At 70.1% G+C, this 18,163-nt stretch carries 19 protein-coding genes; 9 read left to right on the top strand and 10 right to left on the bottom strand.

Annotated features, from left to right (window positions below; genetic code table 11):
• Both ACFPMG_RS26040 and ACFPMG_RS26045 read right to left on the bottom strand, forming a co-directional pair.
• On the bottom strand, positions 1-1,437 hold the full coding sequence (locus ACFPMG_RS26040) for a LutB/LldF family L-lactate oxidation iron-sulfur protein (protein ID WP_376998141.1): 1,437 nt from the start codon (positions 1,435-1,437) through the stop codon (positions 1-3).
• Positions 1,438-1,441: 4 nt separating this feature from the next.
• Positions 1,442-2,227, bottom strand: coding sequence for a (Fe-S)-binding protein (locus ACFPMG_RS26045; protein ID WP_376998142.1), 786 nt, complete (start codon positions 2,225-2,227; stop codon positions 1,442-1,444).
• Between the two features lie 338 nt (positions 2,228-2,565).
• Here ACFPMG_RS26045 and ACFPMG_RS26050 point away from each other — a divergent pair, with 338 nt between their 5' ends.
• Positions 2,566-3,879, top strand: a complete 1,314-nt coding sequence (locus ACFPMG_RS26050; protein ID WP_376998144.1) for a methyl-accepting chemotaxis protein — start codon at positions 2,566-2,568, stop codon at positions 3,877-3,879.
• Between the two features lie 60 nt (positions 3,880-3,939).
• On the opposite strand, the gene ACFPMG_RS26055 is transcribed toward ACFPMG_RS26050, so the two are convergent.
• Positions 3,940-4,539, bottom strand: a complete 600-nt coding sequence (locus ACFPMG_RS26055; protein WP_376998145.1) for a LysE/ArgO family amino acid transporter — start codon at positions 4,537-4,539, stop codon at positions 3,940-3,942.
• 107 nt (positions 4,540-4,646) lie between these two features.
• Between ACFPMG_RS26055 and ACFPMG_RS26060 the strand changes: the two genes are divergently transcribed.
• The gene (locus tag ACFPMG_RS26060; protein ID WP_376998147.1) at positions 4,647-5,531 is read left to right on the top strand and encodes a LysR family transcriptional regulator ArgP; all 885 of its coding nucleotides are present in this window, start codon (positions 4,647-4,649) and stop codon (positions 5,529-5,531) included.
• Between the two features lie 3 nt (positions 5,532-5,534).
• Here the strand turns inward: ACFPMG_RS26060 and znuB are convergent, their stop codons facing one another.
• The gene (gene znuB / locus ACFPMG_RS26065; RefSeq protein WP_376998149.1) at positions 5,535-6,323 is read right to left on the bottom strand and encodes a zinc ABC transporter permease subunit ZnuB; all 789 of its coding nucleotides are present in this window, start codon (positions 6,321-6,323) and stop codon (positions 5,535-5,537) included.
• A complete protein-coding gene (gene znuC / locus ACFPMG_RS26070; RefSeq protein ID WP_465252038.1) occupies positions 6,316-7,140 on the bottom strand; it encodes a zinc ABC transporter ATP-binding protein ZnuC in 825 nt (274 codons plus the stop codon). Before znuC ends, znuB begins: the two co-directional genes overlap by 8 nt.
• A gap of 89 nt (positions 7,141-7,229) precedes the next feature.
• Here znuC and znuA point away from each other — a divergent pair, with 89 nt between their 5' ends.
• Positions 7,230-8,210 (top strand): zinc ABC transporter substrate-binding protein ZnuA, encoded by a 981-nt coding sequence (gene znuA, locus ACFPMG_RS26075; protein WP_376998150.1) that lies wholly within the window; start codon positions 7,230-7,232, stop codon positions 8,208-8,210.
• Between the two features lie 71 nt (positions 8,211-8,281).
• Positions 8,282-9,079, top strand: a complete 798-nt coding sequence (gene dapB, locus ACFPMG_RS26080; RefSeq protein ID WP_376998152.1) for a 4-hydroxy-tetrahydrodipicolinate reductase — start codon at positions 8,282-8,284, stop codon at positions 9,077-9,079.
• Positions 9,080-9,095: 16 nt separating this feature from the next.
• Here dapB and ACFPMG_RS26085 read toward each other — a convergent pair whose 3' ends face one another.
• Both ACFPMG_RS26085 and ACFPMG_RS26090 read right to left on the bottom strand, forming a co-directional pair.
• The gene (locus ACFPMG_RS26085; protein WP_376998154.1) at positions 9,096-9,983 is read right to left on the bottom strand and encodes a methylated-DNA--[protein]-cysteine S-methyltransferase; all 888 of its coding nucleotides are present in this window, start codon (positions 9,981-9,983) and stop codon (positions 9,096-9,098) included.
• An 89-nt stretch (positions 9,984-10,072) separates the two neighbouring features.
• Complete coding sequence (locus ACFPMG_RS26090; RefSeq protein ID WP_376998155.1) at positions 10,073-10,585, bottom strand: DUF2244 domain-containing protein; 513 nt, start codon at positions 10,583-10,585, stop codon at positions 10,073-10,075.
• A gap of 93 nt (positions 10,586-10,678) precedes the next feature.
• Between ACFPMG_RS26090 and nth the strand changes: the two genes are divergently transcribed.
• Positions 10,679-11,338, top strand: coding sequence for an endonuclease III (nth, locus tag ACFPMG_RS26095; protein ID WP_376998156.1), 660 nt, complete (start codon positions 10,679-10,681; stop codon positions 11,336-11,338).
• A gap of 112 nt (positions 11,339-11,450) precedes the next feature.
• Here nth and ACFPMG_RS26100 read toward each other — a convergent pair whose 3' ends face one another.
• Complete coding sequence (locus ACFPMG_RS26100; RefSeq protein ID WP_376998157.1) at positions 11,451-12,272, bottom strand: bactofilin family protein; 822 nt, start codon at positions 12,270-12,272, stop codon at positions 11,451-11,453.
• A 192-nt stretch (positions 12,273-12,464) separates the two neighbouring features.
• The gene (locus ACFPMG_RS26105) at positions 12,465-13,157 is read right to left on the bottom strand and encodes an EI24 domain-containing protein (RefSeq protein WP_376998158.1); all 693 of its coding nucleotides are present in this window, start codon (positions 13,155-13,157) and stop codon (positions 12,465-12,467) included.
• Positions 13,158-13,335: 178 nt separating this feature from the next.
• Between ACFPMG_RS26105 and ACFPMG_RS26110 the strand changes: the two genes are divergently transcribed.
• The 4 genes from ACFPMG_RS26110 to ACFPMG_RS26125 all read left to right on the top strand — a co-directional run bounded on the left by ACFPMG_RS26110 (position 13,336) and on the right by ACFPMG_RS26125 (position 16,673).
• Complete coding sequence (locus tag ACFPMG_RS26110; RefSeq protein ID WP_376998159.1) at positions 13,336-14,346, top strand: adenosine kinase; 1,011 nt, start codon at positions 13,336-13,338, stop codon at positions 14,344-14,346.
• 63 nt (positions 14,347-14,409) lie between these two features.
• Positions 14,410-15,327 (top strand): sulfite exporter TauE/SafE family protein, encoded by a 918-nt coding sequence (locus ACFPMG_RS26115; RefSeq protein WP_376998161.1) that lies wholly within the window; start codon positions 14,410-14,412, stop codon positions 15,325-15,327.
• Positions 15,324-16,103 carry a TIGR02186 family protein gene (locus ACFPMG_RS26120; protein WP_376998162.1) on the top strand — a complete coding sequence of 260 codons (780 nt, stop codon included), beginning with the start codon at positions 15,324-15,326 and terminating at the stop codon, positions 16,101-16,103. The genes ACFPMG_RS26115 and ACFPMG_RS26120 overlap by 4 nt, the downstream gene beginning before the upstream one ends.
• A 3-nt stretch (positions 16,104-16,106) precedes the next feature.
• Positions 16,107-16,673 carry a universal stress protein gene (locus tag ACFPMG_RS26125; protein WP_376998164.1) on the top strand — a complete coding sequence of 189 codons (567 nt, stop codon included), beginning with the start codon at positions 16,107-16,109 and terminating at the stop codon, positions 16,671-16,673.
• Positions 16,674-16,679: 6 nt separating this feature from the next.
• On the opposite strand, the gene ACFPMG_RS26130 is transcribed toward ACFPMG_RS26125, so the two are convergent.
• Positions 16,680-18,146: a fused MFS/spermidine synthase gene (locus tag ACFPMG_RS26130; protein WP_376998165.1), complete on the bottom strand. Its 1,467-nt coding sequence runs from the start codon at positions 18,144-18,146 to the stop codon at positions 16,680-16,682.
• Positions 18,147-18,163: the final 17 nt, after the last annotated feature.

An 18,163-nucleotide genomic window follows, 5' to 3' on the forward strand; every position in this document is an offset into this window, starting at 1 on the left:
TCAGCGCGTCCCCTTCTTTTCGGCCGCTTTCTTCTCGGCCCACATCTGCTGGAAGGTCTTGCCCTCCGGCGCCGGCATGTCGCGGTGCTGGGTCCAGCCCTGGGCCAGAGGCAGGCGGGCGAAGCGTCCCTTGCCGCGGCCCAGCATCCCCAGCGCCCGCGCTGCCATCTTGGTGGCGGCGTGGTACAGCGCCGGGCGCCGGGCGAACCAGCCCCACAGGGCAAGCCCCCGGCGCATGGCGGCGGGCTGGAGGTTCTGTTCGAACTCCTTCTCCCGCCAGTGGCGCATCATCTTGGGCAGGGGAATGCGCATCGGGCAGACCGCCTCGCACCGCCCGCAGAAGGTGGAGGCGTTGGGCAGGTGCCCGGCCTCCTTCACCCCCAGGAGCGCCGGCTGCATCACCGACCCGATCGGCCCCGGATAGACCCAGCCGTAGGCGTGGCCGCCGACAGACCCGTAGACCGGGCAATGGTTCATGCAGGCGCCGCAGCGGATGCAGCGCAGCACGTCCTGGAACTCGGTCCCCAGCAGCGCCGACCGCCCGTTGTCGAGCAACACGACGTGGAACTCCTCCGGCCCGTCGAGGTCGCCGGGGCGGCGCGGCCCGGTGGAGAAGGTGGTGTAGGCCGACGCCTCTTGGCCCGTCGCGGAGCGCGCCAGCAGGCGCAGCACCAGAGCGGCGTCCTCCAGCGTCGGCACCACCTTGTCGATGGTGGCGATCACCACATGGACGCGCGGCAGGATCTGGGTCAGGTCGCCGTTGCCCTCGTTGGTGACGATGACGGTGGAGCCGGTCTCCGCCACCATGATGTTGGCGCCGGTGATGCCGACGTCGGCCTGCTGGAACTTGCGGCGCAGCACCTGCCGCGCCTCGGCGATCAGCACCTTGGGCTCGTCCAAGACGCGGTCCGCCGGCAGGTCGGTGTGGGCCTGGCGGAAGGTGCCTTCCACGTCCGCCTTGGACAGGTGGAAGGCCGGGGCGATGATGTGGCTGGGCGGCTCGCGGCGGAGCTGGATGATGTATTCGCCCAGATCCGTCTCGATGGGGGTCAGGCCGTTGGCCTCAAGGTAGTCGTTGATCCCGATCTCCTCGGAAATCATCGACTTGCCCTTGGTGACGGTCTTCGCCCCGACCTTGCGGCAGATGCCCAGGATGGCGTCGCGCGCCTCCTGGTCGGTGCGGCACCAGTGCACATGGCCGCCCTGCTCGGTGACCTTGCCCTCGAAGGCCTCCAGATAGGTGTCGAGGTTGGCCAGGACGTGGTTCTTCAGGTCGCGGCCCTGGTCGCGGAGCGCCTCGAATTCCGGCAGCCGGTCGGCGGCCTGCTTGCGGCGGTTGACGAAACCGGCCGGCGCGATGGCCAGGACCTTCTGAAGCCGCTCGTCGCTCAACGCCTTGCGGGCGTTCTCGGGGAAGGCGTGGGTGGTCGGCTGCATGGGTTTATGCCCTCCCGCTTTTTATGGGCTCGCCGATGGGAGGGGTGTCGGTGACGCCGGCCAGCACCTCCGCGACGTGGCGGACGCGGACGGCGGAACCCTCGCGCTTCAGCTTGCCGGCCATGTTCAGCAGGCAGCCCATGTCGCCGGCCAGCAGCGTGTCGGCCTTGGTGCCCGCGATGTCCGCGGTCTTGGCCTCGACCATGCGGTTGGAGATGTCCGGGTACTTGACGCAGAAGGTGCCGCCGAAGCCGCAGCAGACCTCCGCCCCCGGAAGCTCGTTCAGCGTCAGCCCCTCGACCTTGGCCAGCAGGCGGCGCGGCTGCTCCTTGACGCCCAGCTCGCGCAGGCCGGAGCAGCTGTCGTGGTAGGTGATCGTGCCGTCGTAGCGCGCGCCGGTGTCCGTCACCCCCAGCACGTCGGTCAGGAAGGACACCAGCTCATAGGTGCGCGCCGACAGATGCTGCGCCCGCGCCGCCCAGGCCGGGTCGTCGGCCAGCAGCTCCGGGTAATGCTTGCGGATCTGCCCGGCGCAGGAGCCGGAGGGGACGACCACATGGTCGAACCCCTCGAAGGCGGCGATGGTGCTGCGGGCGAGGTCGCGGGCGGTGGCGCGGTCGCCGGCGTTGAAAGCGGGTTGGCCGCAGCAGGTCTGCGAGGCTGGAACCTCGACCGTGCAGCCGGCGTCCTCCAGCAGCTTCACCGCGGCGAAGCCGACCGTCGGGCGGTAGACATCGACGAGGCAGGTGACGAACAGCCCCACTCGGGGGGCGGGGCGGGTGTCGGCCATGGTGTCCTGTTCTTCTTGTGTGCTTATCCCCTCACGCTGGCGACTGTAGGTCGTCCTGTTGGGGATGGCAACGGGCCGGACCGGCGGCGTCCGGTCGCGGTGCGCCGCTGGTCGAAGGGTCTTGCACAACCAAAAGTAAAAAAGTCGAACATACAGAAAGCGAAACAAACAATGGGGTTGGCATGCTTTCTGTTTCAAAAAGATGGAAAACGTTTTTACCAAAATGAAATCTAAATTCACATATCATCCGTATACGAAAACAGACCGGCCGATCAATCCGGTCATGGGGATCGTCTGGAAGTTGTAGCGATTATCGTGTGAGGGGAGGGGGCAAGTCGATGAGTCTGATGGGATTTTTCCGGGGTGGGTCCAAGGACGGCAACGGGCGCGGCGCTGAACTGGCCGAGCTGACCGAAGCGCTCGACCTCTACGGCAACCACGCCGGCGTCGGCCTGTGGGACGCGGTGTTCCACAACGGCGACCCGGCGCATCCGCAGAGCCGCTGGACCTGGTCCGGGCAGTTCCGCCGCCTGCTCGGCTTCGAGGGCGAGCAGGACTTCCCGAACCTGATGACCTCCTGGTCGGACCGCCTGCACCCGGACGACAGCGCCCGCACCTTCGCCTCCTTCGGCGCCTTCCTGGCCGACGCCAGCGGCCGCACGCCCTTCAACGTGCGCTACCGCGTCAAGATGCGCGACGGCTCCTACCGCTGGTTCCGCGCCATCGGCGGCTGTCGGCGCAACGCGGCCGGCGTTGCGTTGCGCGCCTGCGGCTCGCTGATCGACGTCCAGGAGGAGGAGGAGATGCGCCAGCGTGCCGGCTCCCTCGCCGCCGACTTCGACGCCAAGGTCAAGAGCGTGGTGCAGGCGGTGTCCGGCAGCTCGGCCGACATGCAGGGCGTGTCGCGCCAGCTCGGCGCCCTGTCGGAACGGTCGACCCGCCAGAGCGCGGAGGCGGCCAGCGCCACCGCCCAGGCGGCGTCCAATGTCCAGGCGGTCGCCGCGGCGGCGGAGCAGCTCTCCGCCTCCATCGGGGAAATCGGCCAGCAGGTCGAACGGTCGGTCGCCATCGCCCGCGAGGCGGTGGCGCGCACCGAGCAGATCGGCGGCACCGCCGACAGCCTCGCCCAGTCGGCGCAGCTCATCGGCGACGTGGTGAAGCTGATCCAGGGCATCGCCGGCCAGACCAACCTTCTGGCGCTCAACGCCACCATCGAAGCGGCGCGGGCCGGCGAGGCGGGCAAGGGTTTCGCCGTGGTGGCGAGCGAAGTGAAGAGCCTCGCCAACCAGACGGCCAAGGCGACCGAGGACATCTCCGCCCAGATCGCCGGCATCCAGGCGGCGACCAACCAGACGATCGGCGCCATCCAGGGCATCGGCGAGACGATCCGGTCGATCAACGAGATCTCCACCACCATCGCCTCGGCCGTGCAGGAGCAGGCGGCGGCGACCCAGGAGATTTCCAACAACGTCGCCCAGGCCGCCCGCGGCACCGACGAGATCGCCCGCAGCATTGAGGCGGTCAGCGTGGCGGCGAACGAGACCGCGCAGGCCTCCACCCTCGTCATCCGCTCCTCGTCCGACCTCTCGGGCCAGTCCGACAGCCTGAAGCATCAGGTCGAGACCTTCCTGCAGGCGCTGAAGGCGTCCTGACGGGCAACCGGCGCGGGGAAGGGGGATCTCCGCGCCGGTCCCCTATCGGCGTCCCGTCGCTCAGGCGACCAGACCCACCGCAATCGTGCACATGACGACGCCGATGCCGGTGTCGAGCGCCCGCCACGCGCCGGGCCGGGCGAAGACAGGCCGCAGCAGGCGCGCCCCATAGCCCAGCGCGAAGAAGAACAGGAGGGACGCGGTCATCGCCCCCAGCGCGAAGGCGTTCTTGCCCTCGGCGAACTGGGTCGACACCGACCCGACCAGCACCACCGTGTCCAGATAGACGTGCGGGTTCAGCCAGGTCAGCGCCAGGCAGGTCGCCAGCGTCGCGCCGAGCCCCGCCGGGACCGCCGAAGCCGGGTCCAGCGCGCCGCCCGCCCGCCAGGCCGAGCGGAAGCTGCGCAGCCCGTAGACCAGCAGGAAGGCCGCCCCGGCGTAGCGGGTCGCCGTCTCCAGCCAGGGCAGCCATTGGGTGGCCTGGGCGAAACCGCCGACCCCGGCCAGGATCAGCAGGGCGTCCGACACCGCGCAGGTCGCGCAGACGGCCAGCACATGCTCCCCGCGCAGGCCCTGGCGCAGCACGAAGGCGTTCTGCGCGCCGATGGCGACGATCAGGCTAAGACCCAGCAGAAGGCCGGGAAGAAAGGCGGAGAGCATGGCGGCCCCATTCGTTGGCGATATCGGTGGCGGAGGCCGTTCCCCTACCATCGCCGTCCGGATTAGAATAACTAAAGTCCCTTATCCTGATTAAGGAACGCTAATCCATGCTGGACTACGCCCTGCTCGCTGCGCTGGCGGCGGTCGTCCGCACCGGCAGTTTCGAGCGGGCGGCGGCGCAGCTTCACGTCACCCCCTCCGCCGTGTCGCAGCGGGTGAAGCTGCTGGAGGAGCGGATGGGGACGATCCTGGTGGTGCGCGGATCGCCCTGCACCGGCACCCCCGCCGGCCTGCGGCTGAGCCAGCACGCGGAGCGGGTGGCCCTGCTGGAAAGCGAGTTGCGCGACGGGCTTCCCGGCCTGCCGCAGGATGGGCCGGCGGTGACGGTGCGCATGGCGGTCAACGCCGACAGCCTCGCCACCTGGTTCGTCGCCGCCATGGCCGGGACGCCGGACGTGCTGTTCGACCTCGTCCTCGACGACCAGGAGCACAGCGCCGACTGGCTGCGCCGGGGGGAGGTGCTGGCGGCGGTGACGGCGAGCGCCCAGCCGGTGCAGGGCTGCGACAGCACCCCGCTGGGGGCCTTGCGCTACGTGGCGACGGCCAGCCCCGACTTCCTGCGCCGGTATTTCCCCGATGGGGTGGTGGCGGCGGCCTTGGCCCGCGCGCCGCGCCTGACCTACAACAGCAAGGACCGGCTGCAGACGCAGTGGACCCGGCAGGCTTTCGGGGTGGAGATCGCCTCGCCGACGCACTGGATGCCCTCCACCCACGCCTTCGTCGACGCGGCGCTGGCCGGACTCGGCTGGGGCATGAATCCGGAGCCGCTGGTCGCCGGCGCCCTGCGCGACGGGCGGCTGGTGGCGCTGGTGCCGGACCAGCCGCTCGACGTGCCGCTGTTCTGGCAGCGCAGCCGCATCGCCAGCCGCACCCTGGCCGACATCACGCGCTCGGTGTTGACGACGGCGCGCGCCCGCTTGACGCAAGTCTGACGCTCACCGGTTCGTTACCGGCACCATCAGGCTCGCCAGGAAGAGGGCGGCGGCGGCGACCACGATGCTCGGCCCGCCCGGCAGGTCCCAGTTCAGCGAGGAGAGCAGGCCGCCCAGCACCGCGGCGATTCCGAAGACCGAGGCCAGGGCGGCCATCGCCTCCGGCGTGCGGGAGAAGCGCCGGGCCGCCGCCGCCGGAATGATGAGGAGCGAGGTGATCAGCAGGATGCCGACGATCTTCATCGCCGCCGCGATCACCAGCGCGATCAGCAGCATGAAGGCCAGCCGCAGCGCCTCCACCGGCATGCCCTCGACCCGTGCCAGATCCTCGTCCACCGTCACCGCCAGCAGCCGGCGCCACAGCAGCAGAAGACCGCCCAGCGCCGCCGCCCCGCCGGTGTAGATCCAGGCGAGATCGCCGGTGGTGACGCTCAGGATATCGCCGAACAGATAGGCGACCAGATCGACGCGCAGCGTCTCCAGGAAGGCGATGGCGACGAGGCCCAGCGACAGCGACGAATGCGACAGGATGCCCAGCACGGTGTCCGTGGCCAGCGCGCGGCGCCGCTGCAGCCCGACCAGCGCCAGCGCCAGCGCGACGCAGACGCCGACCACGCCGATCAGCGGGTTGACGCCCAGCAGGAAGCCCAGCGCGACCCCCAGCAGGGCGGAATGGGCCAGCGTGTCGCCGAAATAGGCCATGCGCCGCCACACTACGAAGGACCCCAGCGGGCCGGCGACCAGCGCGATGCCGCAGCCGGCGGCCAGCGCGCGCAGAACGAAATCATCCATGGCAGCAGTCCCCGTCATGGCCGGGCACCACGGCGCCGTCGCTGGCGTGCGCGTGGTCGTGGTGGTGGACATAGACGGCCAGCGCGTCGGCGTGGCCGCCGAACAGGGCGCGGTATTCCGGGTGGCGCCGCACGTCCTCCGGCGCGCCCTGGCAGCAGACATGGCCGTTCAGGCAGAGCACGCGGTCGGTGCGGGCCATCACCGTGTGCAGGTCGTGGCTGACCAGCAGCACGCCGCAGCCGCGGGTGCGGCGCAGCGTCTCGATGCGCCCGAACAGCTCGGCCTGCCCATGGACGTCCACCGCCTGGTCGGGCTCGTCGAGCACGAGAAGCTCGGGATCGCCCAGCAGGGCGCGGGCCAGCAGCACCCGCTGCATCTCGCCGCCGGACACCGTCTGGACCGGGCTGGCGGCGAGATGGGAGACGCCGGCCTCCTCCAGCGCCGCGGTGATGCGGGTCTCGGTCACCGGACGCCACAGCGCCAGGAAGCGGCGGACGGTCAGCGGCAGGGTCGCGTCGACCGTCAGGCGCTGCGGCATGTAGCCGATGCGCAGACCCCGGCGGCGTTCCACCACCCCGGAGGAGGCGCGGACGAGGCCCAGCACGGCGCGCACCAGCGTCGTCTTGCCCGCACCGTTGGGACCGATCAGCGTGACGATCTCGCCGGGCCGCACCTCCAAATCCACGCGGTCGAGGATCGTCCGCCCGCCCAGCTGCACCGTCAGACCCTTGGTGTCGACCAGGGGAGGGGCCAGGGACGGAATCGGCGAACGCGCCGCGTGGGGGGCCGCGTGATGGGCCCCATGATGGATTGACATGTTATGTTATAACGTGACATTGCTGGAAACGAAGACAGCTATGCGCCGGAAAGACCCGGCTGTCCAGTCAGACGATGAGGAACCCACCCATGCGTGCCGCGATGCGTCCCCTGCCGCTCCTTGCCCTTGCTGCCGCCCTTACCGCCAGCCCGGCGCTGGCCGAGGCGCCGAAGGTCGTCGCCTCGATCAAGCCGGTCCATTCCCTGGTCGCCGCGGTGATGGAGGGTGTAGCGGAGCCGGCGCTGATCGTGCGTGGTGCCGCGTCCCCCCACACCTACGCCATGAAGCCGTCGGACGCGAAGGCGCTGGCCGTCGCCGACCTCGTCTTCTGGATCGGGCCGGAGCTGGAGGGCTTTCTCGAAAAGCCGGTGACGGCGAACGCCAGGAAGGCCACCTCCGTCACGCTGCTGGAGGCGCCGGGCGTCACCCTGCTCGACGCCCGCGAAGGCGGCGCCTGGGAGGCCCACGACCATGGCCATGAGCACAAGCACGATCACGGGCACGACCATAAGCACGACGACAAGCACGACCATGAGGACGATCACGGGCATGACGAGGTGAACACCCACATCTGGCTCTCCCCCGCCAACGCCCGCGCCATGGTGGCGGCGATCGCCGAGGCTCTGGCGGCCAAGGACCCGGCCAACGCCGCCGCCTACACCGCCAACGCCGAGCGCACCGCCCGCTCCATCGACGCGCTCGACGCGGAGCTGAAGGCAACGCTGGCTCCGGTGGCCGGCAAGCCCTTCGTCGTCTTCCACGACGCCTATCAGTATTTCGAGGCGCAGTACGGCCTGAACGGCGTCGGCGCCATCACCGTCAACCCGGAACGCCGCCCCTCGGCCAAGCGGCTGTCGGAGATCCGCGCCAAGATCGGCGGCCTCGGCGCCGCCTGCGTCTTCGCCGAACCGCAGTTCGAACCGGCCCTGGTCAACACCATCGTCGAGGGCACCCCGGCGAAGAAGGGCGTGCTCGACCCCGAAGGGGCGGACCTGAAGGACGGACCCGGCCTCTACCCCGCGCTGATGCGCAACATCGCCGCCTCGCTGAAGGATTGCCTGGGGTCCTGAGGCGTCTCGGCGCTTAAGCCCGGCCCCCGGCTGTGCTAGACCCGTGTCGGAATTCTCCCAGGGAGGCAGGCATGAAGATCGGGGTCGTCGGGTGCGCGGGGCGCATGGGGCAGATGCTGGTGCGCGAGATCGCCGCCACGCCGGGCTGCACGCTGGCCGGCGGCACGGAGCGGGTGGGCGGCCCCGCGCTCGGCAAGGACATCGGCACTCTCGCCGGCCTGGAGCCGCTGGGCGTCGTCGCCATCGACGATGCGGCGGCGCTGTTCGCCGAGGCCGACGCGGTCATCGACTTCACCAGCCCCGACGCCAGCGTCCGCCACGCGGCGCTGGCCGCCCAGTCGGAAACGGTGCTGGTCATCGGCACCACCGGCATCGGCCCGGCCCAGCAGGAGGCCATCGCCCAGGCCGCCACCCACACCCCGATCGTCCAGTCGCCGAACATGTCGCTGGGCGTCAACCTGCTGCTGGCGCTGGTCGAGCAGGTCGGCCGGGCGCTGGGCGACGACTACGACATCGACATCCTGGAGATGCACCACCGCAACAAGGTGGACGCACCCTCGGGCACCGCGCTCGGCCTCGGCCGGGCGGCGGCGGCGGGCCGCGGGGTGGCGCTGGAGGATGTCTGGCAGAAGGTCCGCGACGGCCACACCGGGGTCCGCCCGCGCGGCGAGATCGGCTTCGCCACGCTGCGCGGCGGTGACGTGATCGGCGACCACACGGTGGTCTTCGCCGCCGAGGGCGAGCGGGTCGAGCTGACCCACAAGGCGTCGGGCCGCCAGATCTACGCCAAGGGCGCGGTCCGCGCGGCGCTGTGGGCCAACGACAAGCAGCCGGGCCTCTACAGCATGAAGGACGTGCTGGGTCTCTGACCGGTCAGGCCGCCCCTCAAGCGGCCGCCTCGTCCTCCGGCATGGCGTGCCCCTGCTCCCAGGCGAGCAGGGCGCGCTTGCGGGGGATGCCGTAGCGGTAGTTGTGGATGATCCCCGACTTCTGGATCACCCGGTGGCAGGGGATCAGCACGCAGACCGGGTTGCGCCCCACCGCCGCTCCCACCGCCCGCATGGCGGTCGGCTGGCCGATGGCGCGGGCCACGTCCTCGTAGGACACGACGGCGCCCGAGGGGATGCGCAGCAGCGCCTCCCACACCTTGATCTGGAAATTGGTGCCCTTCATCAGCAGGCGTAGAGGCTCGCGTCCTGCGGAACCGTCCCAGCGGAAGGCGCGGGCGGCGACCGGGCGGGTGGCGTCGGCGTCCTCGACCAGACGGGCGGCGGGCCAGGCGGCGGCCATCTCGGCCAGCGCGTCGCGCCCGTCCTCTTCCTCCGCGAAGCTCAGCCAGCAGACGCCGCGCTCGGTGGCGGCGACCAGCGACGGGCCGAAGGGGGTGGGGTGCAGGCCCCAGCGGATGGTCAGCCCGCCGCCCAGCGCCTTGTACTCGCCCGGTGTCATCGCTTCGCAGGCGACGAACAGGTCGTGCAGCCGCGACGGGCCGGACAGCCCGACGTCCAGCGCCACGTCCAGCACGCTCTGGTTCGCGGCGAGCAGACGCTTGGCGTTGTCCAGCGTCAGGAACTGCAGGAACCGCTTCGGGCTGATCCCCGCCCATTGGGTGAACAGCCGCTGGAAATGGAAGGGGCTCATGCCGGCGACCGCGGCCAGCTCGTCGAGTCCCGGCTGGTCCTGCCAGTGGTCCACGAGATGACGGATGGCGGTGGCGATGGCGCGGTGACGCCGCGCGTCAATAGGGTCTTCGGCGGGGTTCAGGCACGGCATGGCGGATCACTCCCAGGGTCCATGACCGGCGCAGGATGCGCTGCCGGAGCGGGCCGACCAACCCGTTTCTTGCGCAACGCGCCTTGCGGTCAGGGCACCGGTTCGGGATGGCAGGGGGCACGGCGCCACAGGGTCAGCGCGCCGCGCAGCGCCTTGGCGAAGTCCGCCCGCTCGTCCGGCGTCAGGAAGGCGCCGACGGTCACCGATTGCCCGTGCGAGGCGAGGGTGACTTGGCTGCCGTGCCGGGGCGGGTCGTCCATAATGACGCGCAGCCAGTTGGGCTGAAAACTCCAGCGCCGCTCCGGCTTGTTCCAGGCGACGCGCTGAACGGTCAGGTCGGTGTCGGTCAGGCGCACCCGCTCGTACAGTTGGGCGGCACGGTTGTTGACTCGGAAGGCGAGCCAGAGGATCAACACGTCCAGCCCGCAGAAGGGCACCACCGGCCACGCCCCGTTGGCGGCGAAGATGCCGGCGATCAGCAGGTTGACGAGAATCACCACGCCCATCAGGACACGGAACCCGTGCCGACCCAGACTGCGGTGCGGGTGCAGAATCGCGTCGAAGAAGACGCGGGGAGTCGGGGGCAGGTTATGACGGGCCATGGTCATGCACACAAACTGGTGTGGCTTGGGTGCGGGTTCCAGCCGGCCTGTTTGTCCACTCGCCATGTTTGCATGGACGGCCAGGGTCCCGCTATGCTGCGCGCCATGAAGCCCGCCGCCGTTCAGGAATTCTTCCGCCGCCTCAGCGCCGCCAACCCGGAGCCGAAGAGCGAACTGGAATACGTCAACCCCTACACCCTTCTGGTCGCCGTCGTGCTGTCGGCGCAGGCCACCGATGTCGGCGTCAACAAGGCCACCGGCCCGCTGTTCCAGGTGGTCACCACGCCGCAGCAGATGGTCGATCTGGGTGAGGAGCGGCTGCGCGGCCACATCAAGACCATCGGCCTGTTCAACACCAAGGCCAAGAACGTCATCCGGCTGTCGGAAATCCTGGTCGCCCAGTATGGCGGCGCGGTGCCGCGCGACCGCGAGGCGCTGGAAACCCTGCCCGGAGTCGGGCGCAAAACCGCCAACGTGGTGCTGAACGTCGCCTTCGGCGAGGAGACCATCGCGGTGGACACCCACATCTTCCGCGTCGGCAACCGCACCGGCCTCGCCCCCGGCAAGACGCCCGACGCGGTGGAGGCCAAGCTGCTGAAGGTGGTTCCCAAGGCCTACCGCCGGCACGCCCATCACTGGCTGATCCTGCACGGCCGCTACGTCTGCAAGGCCCGCAAGCCCGACTGCCTCGTCTGCCCGGTCAGCGACCTGTGCGGCTTCAAGGACAAGGTCCTGCCGGCCGCCGTGGTGTGAGCGGCAAGGTGTGATGTTTCCCGTGAAACGCTGGAAACCCCTGGAAAAAGAAAAAGCCCGGCGAGGGGTCGATCCCCGCCGGGCTTGATCGCGAAACCGCGTTTAACGGCGTTTAGCCGTCCACCACGATGGGGTCGAGCGCGGCCGGTGCCGGGGCCGCTTCCGCCGGGGCGGTGGGGGCCGCGGCCGGCTTGGCCGCCGGGGTGTACTTGCCGATCTCGCCGTTCAGCAGGGCGCCGGCCTCGACCGCCAGCTCGCCGTACTTGATCGAGCCGTTGATCTTGCCGGTGGAGCGCACGGTCAGGCGGCCGCGCACGATGATGTCGCCCTCGAAGCGGCCGCCGATGTCGGCCTCGTCGATCTCCACGGCGCCCTTGAACAGGCCGGTCTCGGCGATCTCGATGGACCGGCCGTCGCGCAGCTTGGCCTCCACCGTGCCTTCCACGACCAGCACGTCGCAGGACCCGATCTCGCCGTTCAGGGAGATGTCGCGGCCGACGATCAGCCGGCGCTGGTCGCTGGCGAGCGGAGCGGCCGGCGCCGGAGCGACCGGGGCGGGGGCCGCGGCGGGAGTGGCGGCCGGGGCGCCGTACCCATCAGGACGGCGCGGCGTGGCACCCGGCAGGTCGACGGTGCGGCGCGGAATGTCCGTCGGCTTGTAGCTCGAACCGGGGATCGGGGCGCCGGCCGGCGGCTTCGGGGTGCTCGTGTTCATCTCGGGTCCCTTGGAGGAAATCGGCTCGGGTTGCGGCGTGCGGGCGGCCGGGGCGGGGCCGGCCGGCGGAGTCGTCGCGGACGGGTTGCTCAGGGAGGCGAGCGGCGACACCGCCGCCGCGGGTTCGGCGGCGCCCGCCTGCGGTGCGGCCGGGATGGCCGGGTCGGCGCTTTGGGTCTTCGGCGCACCGACGGGCGGATTCTTTCGTCCGAACAGCATGAACGTTGATCCCCAGGTCAGTCAGGTCGTGAAGGTTGGCAGGTCGTCGAGGTCGGGTCATCGGAGGCGTCGTCGCATGACCGGGCCCGCTCGACAGCAGCCAGAAGACCACCCCGCCGGGGTAACACGGTCATCCGGCCGGCCGCAAGTGGGCTTTGGTGCACGGTCGGGGTCGCGCCGCACCGCGGTCCGTCACGGCCCTTCCCGGCGGGAAAGGCCGGTCATGGACCCCGTCATGGAATGGTAGACATGGACCATGAAGGCGCTCGCGATCACCGGCACCAACAGGTTGACGAAAGGAATTGTCGAAAGAAAGGCAATTACCGCGCCAGCCAAAAATGGTTTCAACGGATTGGAGCGCCGCAGAAACCCCGCCTCCTTCCGTCCCATCCGCCGGATTGCCACCATCTCGAAGTATTCGCGGCCGAGAAGATAGCCGTTGGCGGTGTAGAAGATCAGCAGGTTCAACCCCGGCACCATCAGATACAGGGGCAGGGCGAACAGATTGACCAGCAGGACGATGGCGAAAAAGCGCAGCGCGGTCAGCAGTTCTTCCCCAAGGCCGGTCTGGCGGGGCGGCGGCAACTGGGGATAGTGGCGCCGCTCCACCGCCTGCACCACCTCGTCCAGGAAGAAGCTGGACACCATGCCGACCGTGGCGGGAAACAGCACCCAGGCCAGCACCAGCACGGCCAGCCCGCCCAGCACGTCCAGCACCCCGTCCACCCAGGCGTAGCCGGTCAGCGCCGTGTGGAACAGCGCCCACCACACGGCCCCGGCCAACAGGGCGAAGGCCGCGATGGCGGACAGCACGCCGATCCACACGACGCGGCGGGACGCCGGGTCGGAAAGCTGTCCGATGGCGAGAAGCAGGGCGCGGATCATCCGGACTCTCTCTTGATGGGGCCGTTGCGGCCAAGCGACGCTTATCTACGACGGCGGGCCGTTCCATTCCAGGGGGCCTTGCGCCGCGCTTGAGATGTGAAGGCGGGCCGCTATACTCGCGCCCGGTTTTCCTTCGCGGTCCAGACACCGCATTTCACCAGCAGCTCAAGGAGCGCCCATGGCCACGGCCGAATTCGACGTCACCGGCATCGGCAACGCCATCGTCGACGTGATCGCCCATGCCGACGACGCCTTTCTCACGGCCAACGGCATCGAGAAAGGGGCGATGACGCTGATCGACGCCGCTCGCGCCGAGGAGCTGTACGGCCGCATGGGCCCGGGCATCGAGGTGTCGGGCGGTTCCGCCGGCAACACCATGGCCGGCATCGCCTCGCTGGGCGGCAAAGGCGCCTACATCGGCAAGGTCCACGGCGACCAGCTCGGCCAGGTCTTCCGTCACGACATCCGCGCCGCCGGCGTGCATTTCGAGACGGCGGCCGGCCATGGCGGCGCCCCGACGGCGCGCTGCCTGATCCTGGTGACGCCGGACGCCCAGCGTTCCATGAACACCTTCCTCGGCGCCTGCGTGGAACTGGGGCCGGAGGACATCGACGAGGCGCTGATCGCCAACTCGCAGGTCACCTATCTGGAAGGCTATCTGTGGGACCCGCCGCGCGCCAAGGAGGCCTTCCGCAAGGCGGCGTCCACCGCCCACGGCGCCGGGCGCAAGGTCTCGCTCTCGCTGTCCGACAGCTTTTGCGTCCACCGCCACCACGCGGAGTTCCTGGACCTCGTCGAGGGCCATGTCGACATCCTGTTCGCCAACGAGCATGAGATCACCGCCCTCTACAAGACCGACCGCTTCGAGGACGCGCTGGAGGCGGTGAAGCGTCTCGGCAAGACCGCCGCCCTGACGCGCAGCGAGAAGGGCGCCGTCATCGTGTCGGGCGGCGCGGTGGTCGAGGTTCCCGCATCTCCGGTCGCCCGCGTGGTCGACACCACGGGGGCCGGCGACCTCTACGCCGCCGGCTTCCTCTACGGTTTCACCCGCGGGATGGACCCGGCGGTGTGCGGCCGCATCGGCGCGCTGGCCGCGGCGGAGATCATCAGCCATGTCGGCGCCCGTCCGGACGTCGTGCTGGCCGATCTGCTGCCGGATCTGCTGAAGGATGCAGGCGTTCCGGCCTGATTGCCGCAAGACGGCCTGTGAGGTATAAGCTGGCGGACCTTCCCGTCCGCCGGCTCCGCCCCCATGCAAGTCTATCTGCCGATCGCCGAGATGTCGGTCAACGCCCTGCTCGTGCTCGGCATGGGGGGGCTCGTCGGCTTCCTGTCCGGCATGTTCGGGGTGGGCGGCGGCTTCCTGATGACGCCGCTTCTGATCTTCATCGGCGTTCCGCCCGCCATCGCGGTGGGCACCCAGGCCAACCAGCTCGTCGCCGCCAGCGTCTCGGGCGTGCTCGCCCATTGGCGGCGCGGCAACGTGGACGTCAAGCTCGGCGTCGTCATGCTGCTGGGCGGCATGGTCGGCACGGTGGTCGGCGTCTGGATCTTCTCCATGTTGCAGCGGATCGGCCAGATCGACGCGGCGATCACGCTGTCCTACGTCTTCTTCCTCGGCACCATCGGCACGATGATGATGGTGGAGGCCAGCCGCGCGCTGATCCGCCGCCGCGCCCCCACTGCCAAGCGGGGCAAGCTGCACCGTCACATCTGGCTGCACGGCCTGCCGCTGAAGATGCGGTTCCAGCGCTCCAAGCTCTACATCTCCGCCCTGCTGCCGGCCGGGATCGGGGCGGTCGGCGGGATGCTGGTGGCGATCATGGGCATCGGCGGCGGCTTCATGCTGGTGCCGGCGATGATCTATCTGCTGAACATGCCGACCGGGCTGGTGGCCGGCACCTCGCTGTTCCAGATCATCTTCACCACGGCGATGGCGACGCTGCTCCAGGCGGCGACCAACCAGACGGTGGACGTGATGCTGGCGCTGCTGCTGCTGATCGGCGGGGTGGTCGGCGCGCAGTTCGGCACCAAGGCCGGCGGCCGGCTGCGCGGCGAGCAGGCGCGCCTTCTGCTGGCCTCGCTGGTCGTCGCGGTGGCGCTGAAGCTCGCCTTCGATCTGGTGGTCGAACCGAACGACGTCTTCACCATCTCGACGAGGATGTCGTGAGCGCTGTCCGCAGGGGCGCCGGGCGGCTGTGGTCCGTCCGGATCGCCGGCGGGCTGGTGGGGCTTCTGGCGGGGGTGTTCCTGGCCGCCACGGTGTGGGCGCAGCAGCTCGTCGCCGATCTCTCGAGCCACCTGATCGCCATCACCACCGGCTTCACCGGAACGGAGGTCGTGCTGTTCGGCACCACCGACGGGGCGGGCGACGTTGCCATCGTGGTGACCGGCCCGCGCACCCCGGTCACGGTGCGCCGCAAGGAGCGCATCGCCGGCATCTGGATCAACGCGCGCAGCGTGCGGTTCGAGCAGGTGCCCGGCTACTACATGGTCGCGACGAACCGCCCGCTGGACCAGTTCGTCGGCCGCCCGGTTCTGGAACGCCACCAGATCGGCCTGCCGAACCTCCAGCTCGGCCCGCGCGAGCAGCTGGCCCCGGACCAGCTCGCCCTGTTCCGCTCCGCCCTGATCCGCAACAAGCAGCGGGCCGGGCTCTATGGCATCACGCTGGGGCAGGTGGCCTTTCTCGGCGAGCGGCTGTTCCGGACCAACATCTATTTCCCGGCCAACGTGCCGACGGGGCTGTACAATGTGGAAGCGCTGCTGATCCGCGACGGCGAGGTGGTCAGCGCCCAGACCACGCCGCTGGTGGTGTCCAAGGTCGGCTTCAGCGCGGAAATCTACGACTTTGCGCGCAACCAGCCGATGATTTACGGTGTTGCCGCGGTGATTGGCGCCATCGCCGCCGGCTGGCTGGCCGGCGCCATCTTCCGGAGGGTGTGACCCATGTCCGATCCGATTGCGACCGATCCGATTGCGACCGCTTCCACGGCGACTGGTTCCATTTCGACCGGCCCGGCCGCTCCCGAACCGGATTCCACGGCCAAGCCGCCGGTCCGCATCTTCCTGGTCGTGGTGGACGAGAGCCCGGAGCTTCAGCTCGCCTTGCGCTACGCCTGCCTGCGCGCCCGCAAGTCGGGGGGCAAGGTGGCGCTGCTCTACGTCATCGAGCCGGGCGAGGTGCAGCAGTGGCTGGCCCTGGAAAACCTGATGCGCGAGGAGCAGCGCGCGGAGGCGGAGCAGAAGCTGCAGAAGCTGGCGCGCGACGTGAACCGCCTGACCGGCACCCTGCCGGCCCTGTACGTGCGCGAGGGCAACCGCCGCGACGAGGTGCTGGCCCTGATCGACGAGGAGCCGAGCATCTCCATCCTCGTGCTGGCCGCCGGCGTCGAACCGGAAGGGCCGGGGCCGCTGATCTCCTACTTCACCAACCGCGGCCTCGCCAAGATGCGCATTCCGCTGACCATCGTGCCGGGCGGCATCGGCATCGACGCGCTGGACGCCATCACCTAAGGCGTCTCAACGTCCGTAAAGGGCGGTGAGGCTGCGCTGGTCGATGTCGGACCGGTCGTCGGTCAGCACCGGGTGCCCGGCCAGTTCGGCGGGGGCCAGCGTCTCCAGGATGCGCGCGGCCGCGTACGTGGCACCCGGCGGAGCGGCGCGCAGGCGTACGCTCAGATCCTTGAGCGTACGCGCCTCCTTCGTGGCGATCATCAGATAATTCCCGCGCCCGGCGTCGGCGACGTACACCGACGGGAAGACCGCCCCCTGCGTCGCCGCCAGCGGCCCGACCAGGGCATCGCGGTCCATGGGGGAGGCGACGTTCATGACCAGCACCCCGCCCGGCGCCACCCGCCGCTCCACCGCCGCGAAGAACTCCCTGGTCGCCGTGAAGAAGGGGATCAACGCGGTCGAGTAGAGGTCGACGATCACCACGTCGTGCTGCTCCGGCGACCGCTCGACGTGGCGGCGGGCGTCCTCCACGGCGACGCGCACCTCGGGCCGCAGGCCGAACCGCTCGCGTGCCACCTCGACCACCGCGGGGTCCAGTTCCACCCCCAGGATGTCGGCGCCGGGCCAGGAATCGAGGATTTCCTTGGCGGCAGCCCCGCCAGCCAGCCCCAGCACCAGGACGCGCGTGCCGTTCCCCAGGGCGGGGACGGCGGCGAACAGGTCGTAATAGAGACCGGTCGGGCCGCCGTCCTTGCGCAGCCGCGACTGGGTGGCCCAGGCCACGTTCAGATGCAGGCGGATCTGCTCGGCGTCCTCCTGCACCATGATCGTGTTGTGTGGCGTCTCGCGGTAGAGGGCGAAGCCCTGCCCCTCGCCGTGGCCGGCGGCCCAGGCCAGGGGAACCGCCAGGGCCGCGGCGGCGGCCACCCGTTTCCCACCCGGAACGAACAGGCAGGCGAGCGCCGGCAGCACCGCCGCCAGGGCGTAGCCCGCCGACACCCCGACCTGCGGGATCGCGTAGAAGGAGGCGAAGAAAGTGCCGCCGATGCTGCCCAGCGTGCCGACCGCGTAGATGCGCCCCGCCGCCGCCGCACCCGTCAGGCTGCTCAAGCCCGCGCAGATCGGCGACACCATGGCCAGTGCGAAGGACGGCAGCCCGAGGATCAGCGCCGCCCCGATGACCGACCCCTCCACCGCGTTGAAGCGGCCGGCGGCGTCGGCCAGCATCGGCTTGCCCAGCCAGGGCGTCAGCGCCGCCGCGGCGACCCCGGCCAGCAGGGCGGCGCGCAGCGCCGGCACCGCCTTCGGCCCGTCGCCGAGCTGCCCGCCGGTCCAGTAGCCGGCGGCCATGAAGGTCATCACCACGCCGATGACGGCGCCCCACTGATAGACCGAATAGCCGAAATGCGGCGCCATCAGCCGTCCGCCGAGGATCTCCATCATCATCAGCGACCAGCCCGCGGAGAAGGCGGCGGCGGCCAGCGCGAAGGAATGGAGGGACGGGCGGGAGGGGGAGGGATCGCGACCGCTCAAGGCCGGCGACCGGGGGT

This window comes from Azospirillum himalayense (assembly GCF_042657465.1).
Lineage (GTDB): Bacteria > Pseudomonadota > Alphaproteobacteria > Azospirillales > Azospirillaceae > Azospirillum > Azospirillum himalayense.

Excerpts from the sequence above, each read along its gene's own strand:
- ACFPMG_RS26125 (WP_376998164.1), top strand. The coding sequence starts at position 16,107 with ATGTCCGATCCGATTGCGACCGATCCGATTGCGACCGCTTCCACGGCG.
- ACFPMG_RS26110 (WP_376998159.1), top strand. The coding sequence starts at position 13,336 with ATGGCCACGGCCGAATTCGACGTCACCGGCATCGGCAACGCCATCGTC.
- ACFPMG_RS26090 (WP_376998155.1), bottom strand. The coding sequence starts at position 10,585 with ATGGCCCGTCATAACCTGCCCCCGACTCCCCGCGTCTTCTTCGACGCG.
- ACFPMG_RS26115 (WP_376998161.1), top strand. The coding sequence starts at position 14,410 with ATGCAAGTCTATCTGCCGATCGCCGAGATGTCGGTCAACGCCCTGCTC.
- ACFPMG_RS26100 (WP_376998157.1), bottom strand. The coding sequence starts at position 12,272 with ATGCTGTTCGGACGAAAGAATCCGCCCGTCGGTGCGCCGAAGACCCAA.
- ACFPMG_RS26040 (WP_376998141.1), bottom strand. The coding sequence starts at position 1,437 with ATGCAGCCGACCACCCACGCCTTCCCCGAGAACGCCCGCAAGGCGTTG.
- ACFPMG_RS26105 (WP_376998158.1), bottom strand. The coding sequence starts at position 13,157 with ATGATCCGCGCCCTGCTTCTCGCCATCGGACAGCTTTCCGACCCGGCG.
- dapB (WP_376998152.1), top strand. The coding sequence starts at position 8,282 with ATGAAGATCGGGGTCGTCGGGTGCGCGGGGCGCATGGGGCAGATGCTG.
- nth (WP_376998156.1), top strand. The coding sequence starts at position 10,679 with ATGCTGCGCGCCATGAAGCCCGCCGCCGTTCAGGAATTCTTCCGCCGC.
- ACFPMG_RS26045 (WP_376998142.1), bottom strand. The coding sequence starts at position 2,227 with ATGGCCGACACCCGCCCCGCCCCCCGAGTGGGGCTGTTCGTCACCTGC.
- znuA (WP_376998150.1), top strand. The coding sequence starts at position 7,230 with ATGCGTGCCGCGATGCGTCCCCTGCCGCTCCTTGCCCTTGCTGCCGCC.
- ACFPMG_RS26060 (WP_376998147.1), top strand. The coding sequence starts at position 4,647 with ATGCTGGACTACGCCCTGCTCGCTGCGCTGGCGGCGGTCGTCCGCACC.
- ACFPMG_RS26055 (WP_376998145.1), bottom strand. The coding sequence starts at position 4,539 with ATGCTCTCCGCCTTTCTTCCCGGCCTTCTGCTGGGTCTTAGCCTGATC.
- ACFPMG_RS26050 (WP_376998144.1), top strand. The coding sequence starts at position 2,566 with ATGAGTCTGATGGGATTTTTCCGGGGTGGGTCCAAGGACGGCAACGGG.
- znuB (WP_376998149.1), bottom strand. The coding sequence starts at position 6,323 with ATGGATGATTTCGTTCTGCGCGCGCTGGCCGCCGGCTGCGGCATCGCG.
- znuC (WP_465252038.1), bottom strand. The coding sequence starts at position 7,140 with ATGTCAATCCATCATGGGGCCCATCACGCGGCCCCCCACGCGGCGCGT.
- ACFPMG_RS26085 (WP_376998154.1), bottom strand. The coding sequence starts at position 9,983 with ATGCCGTGCCTGAACCCCGCCGAAGACCCTATTGACGCGCGGCGTCAC.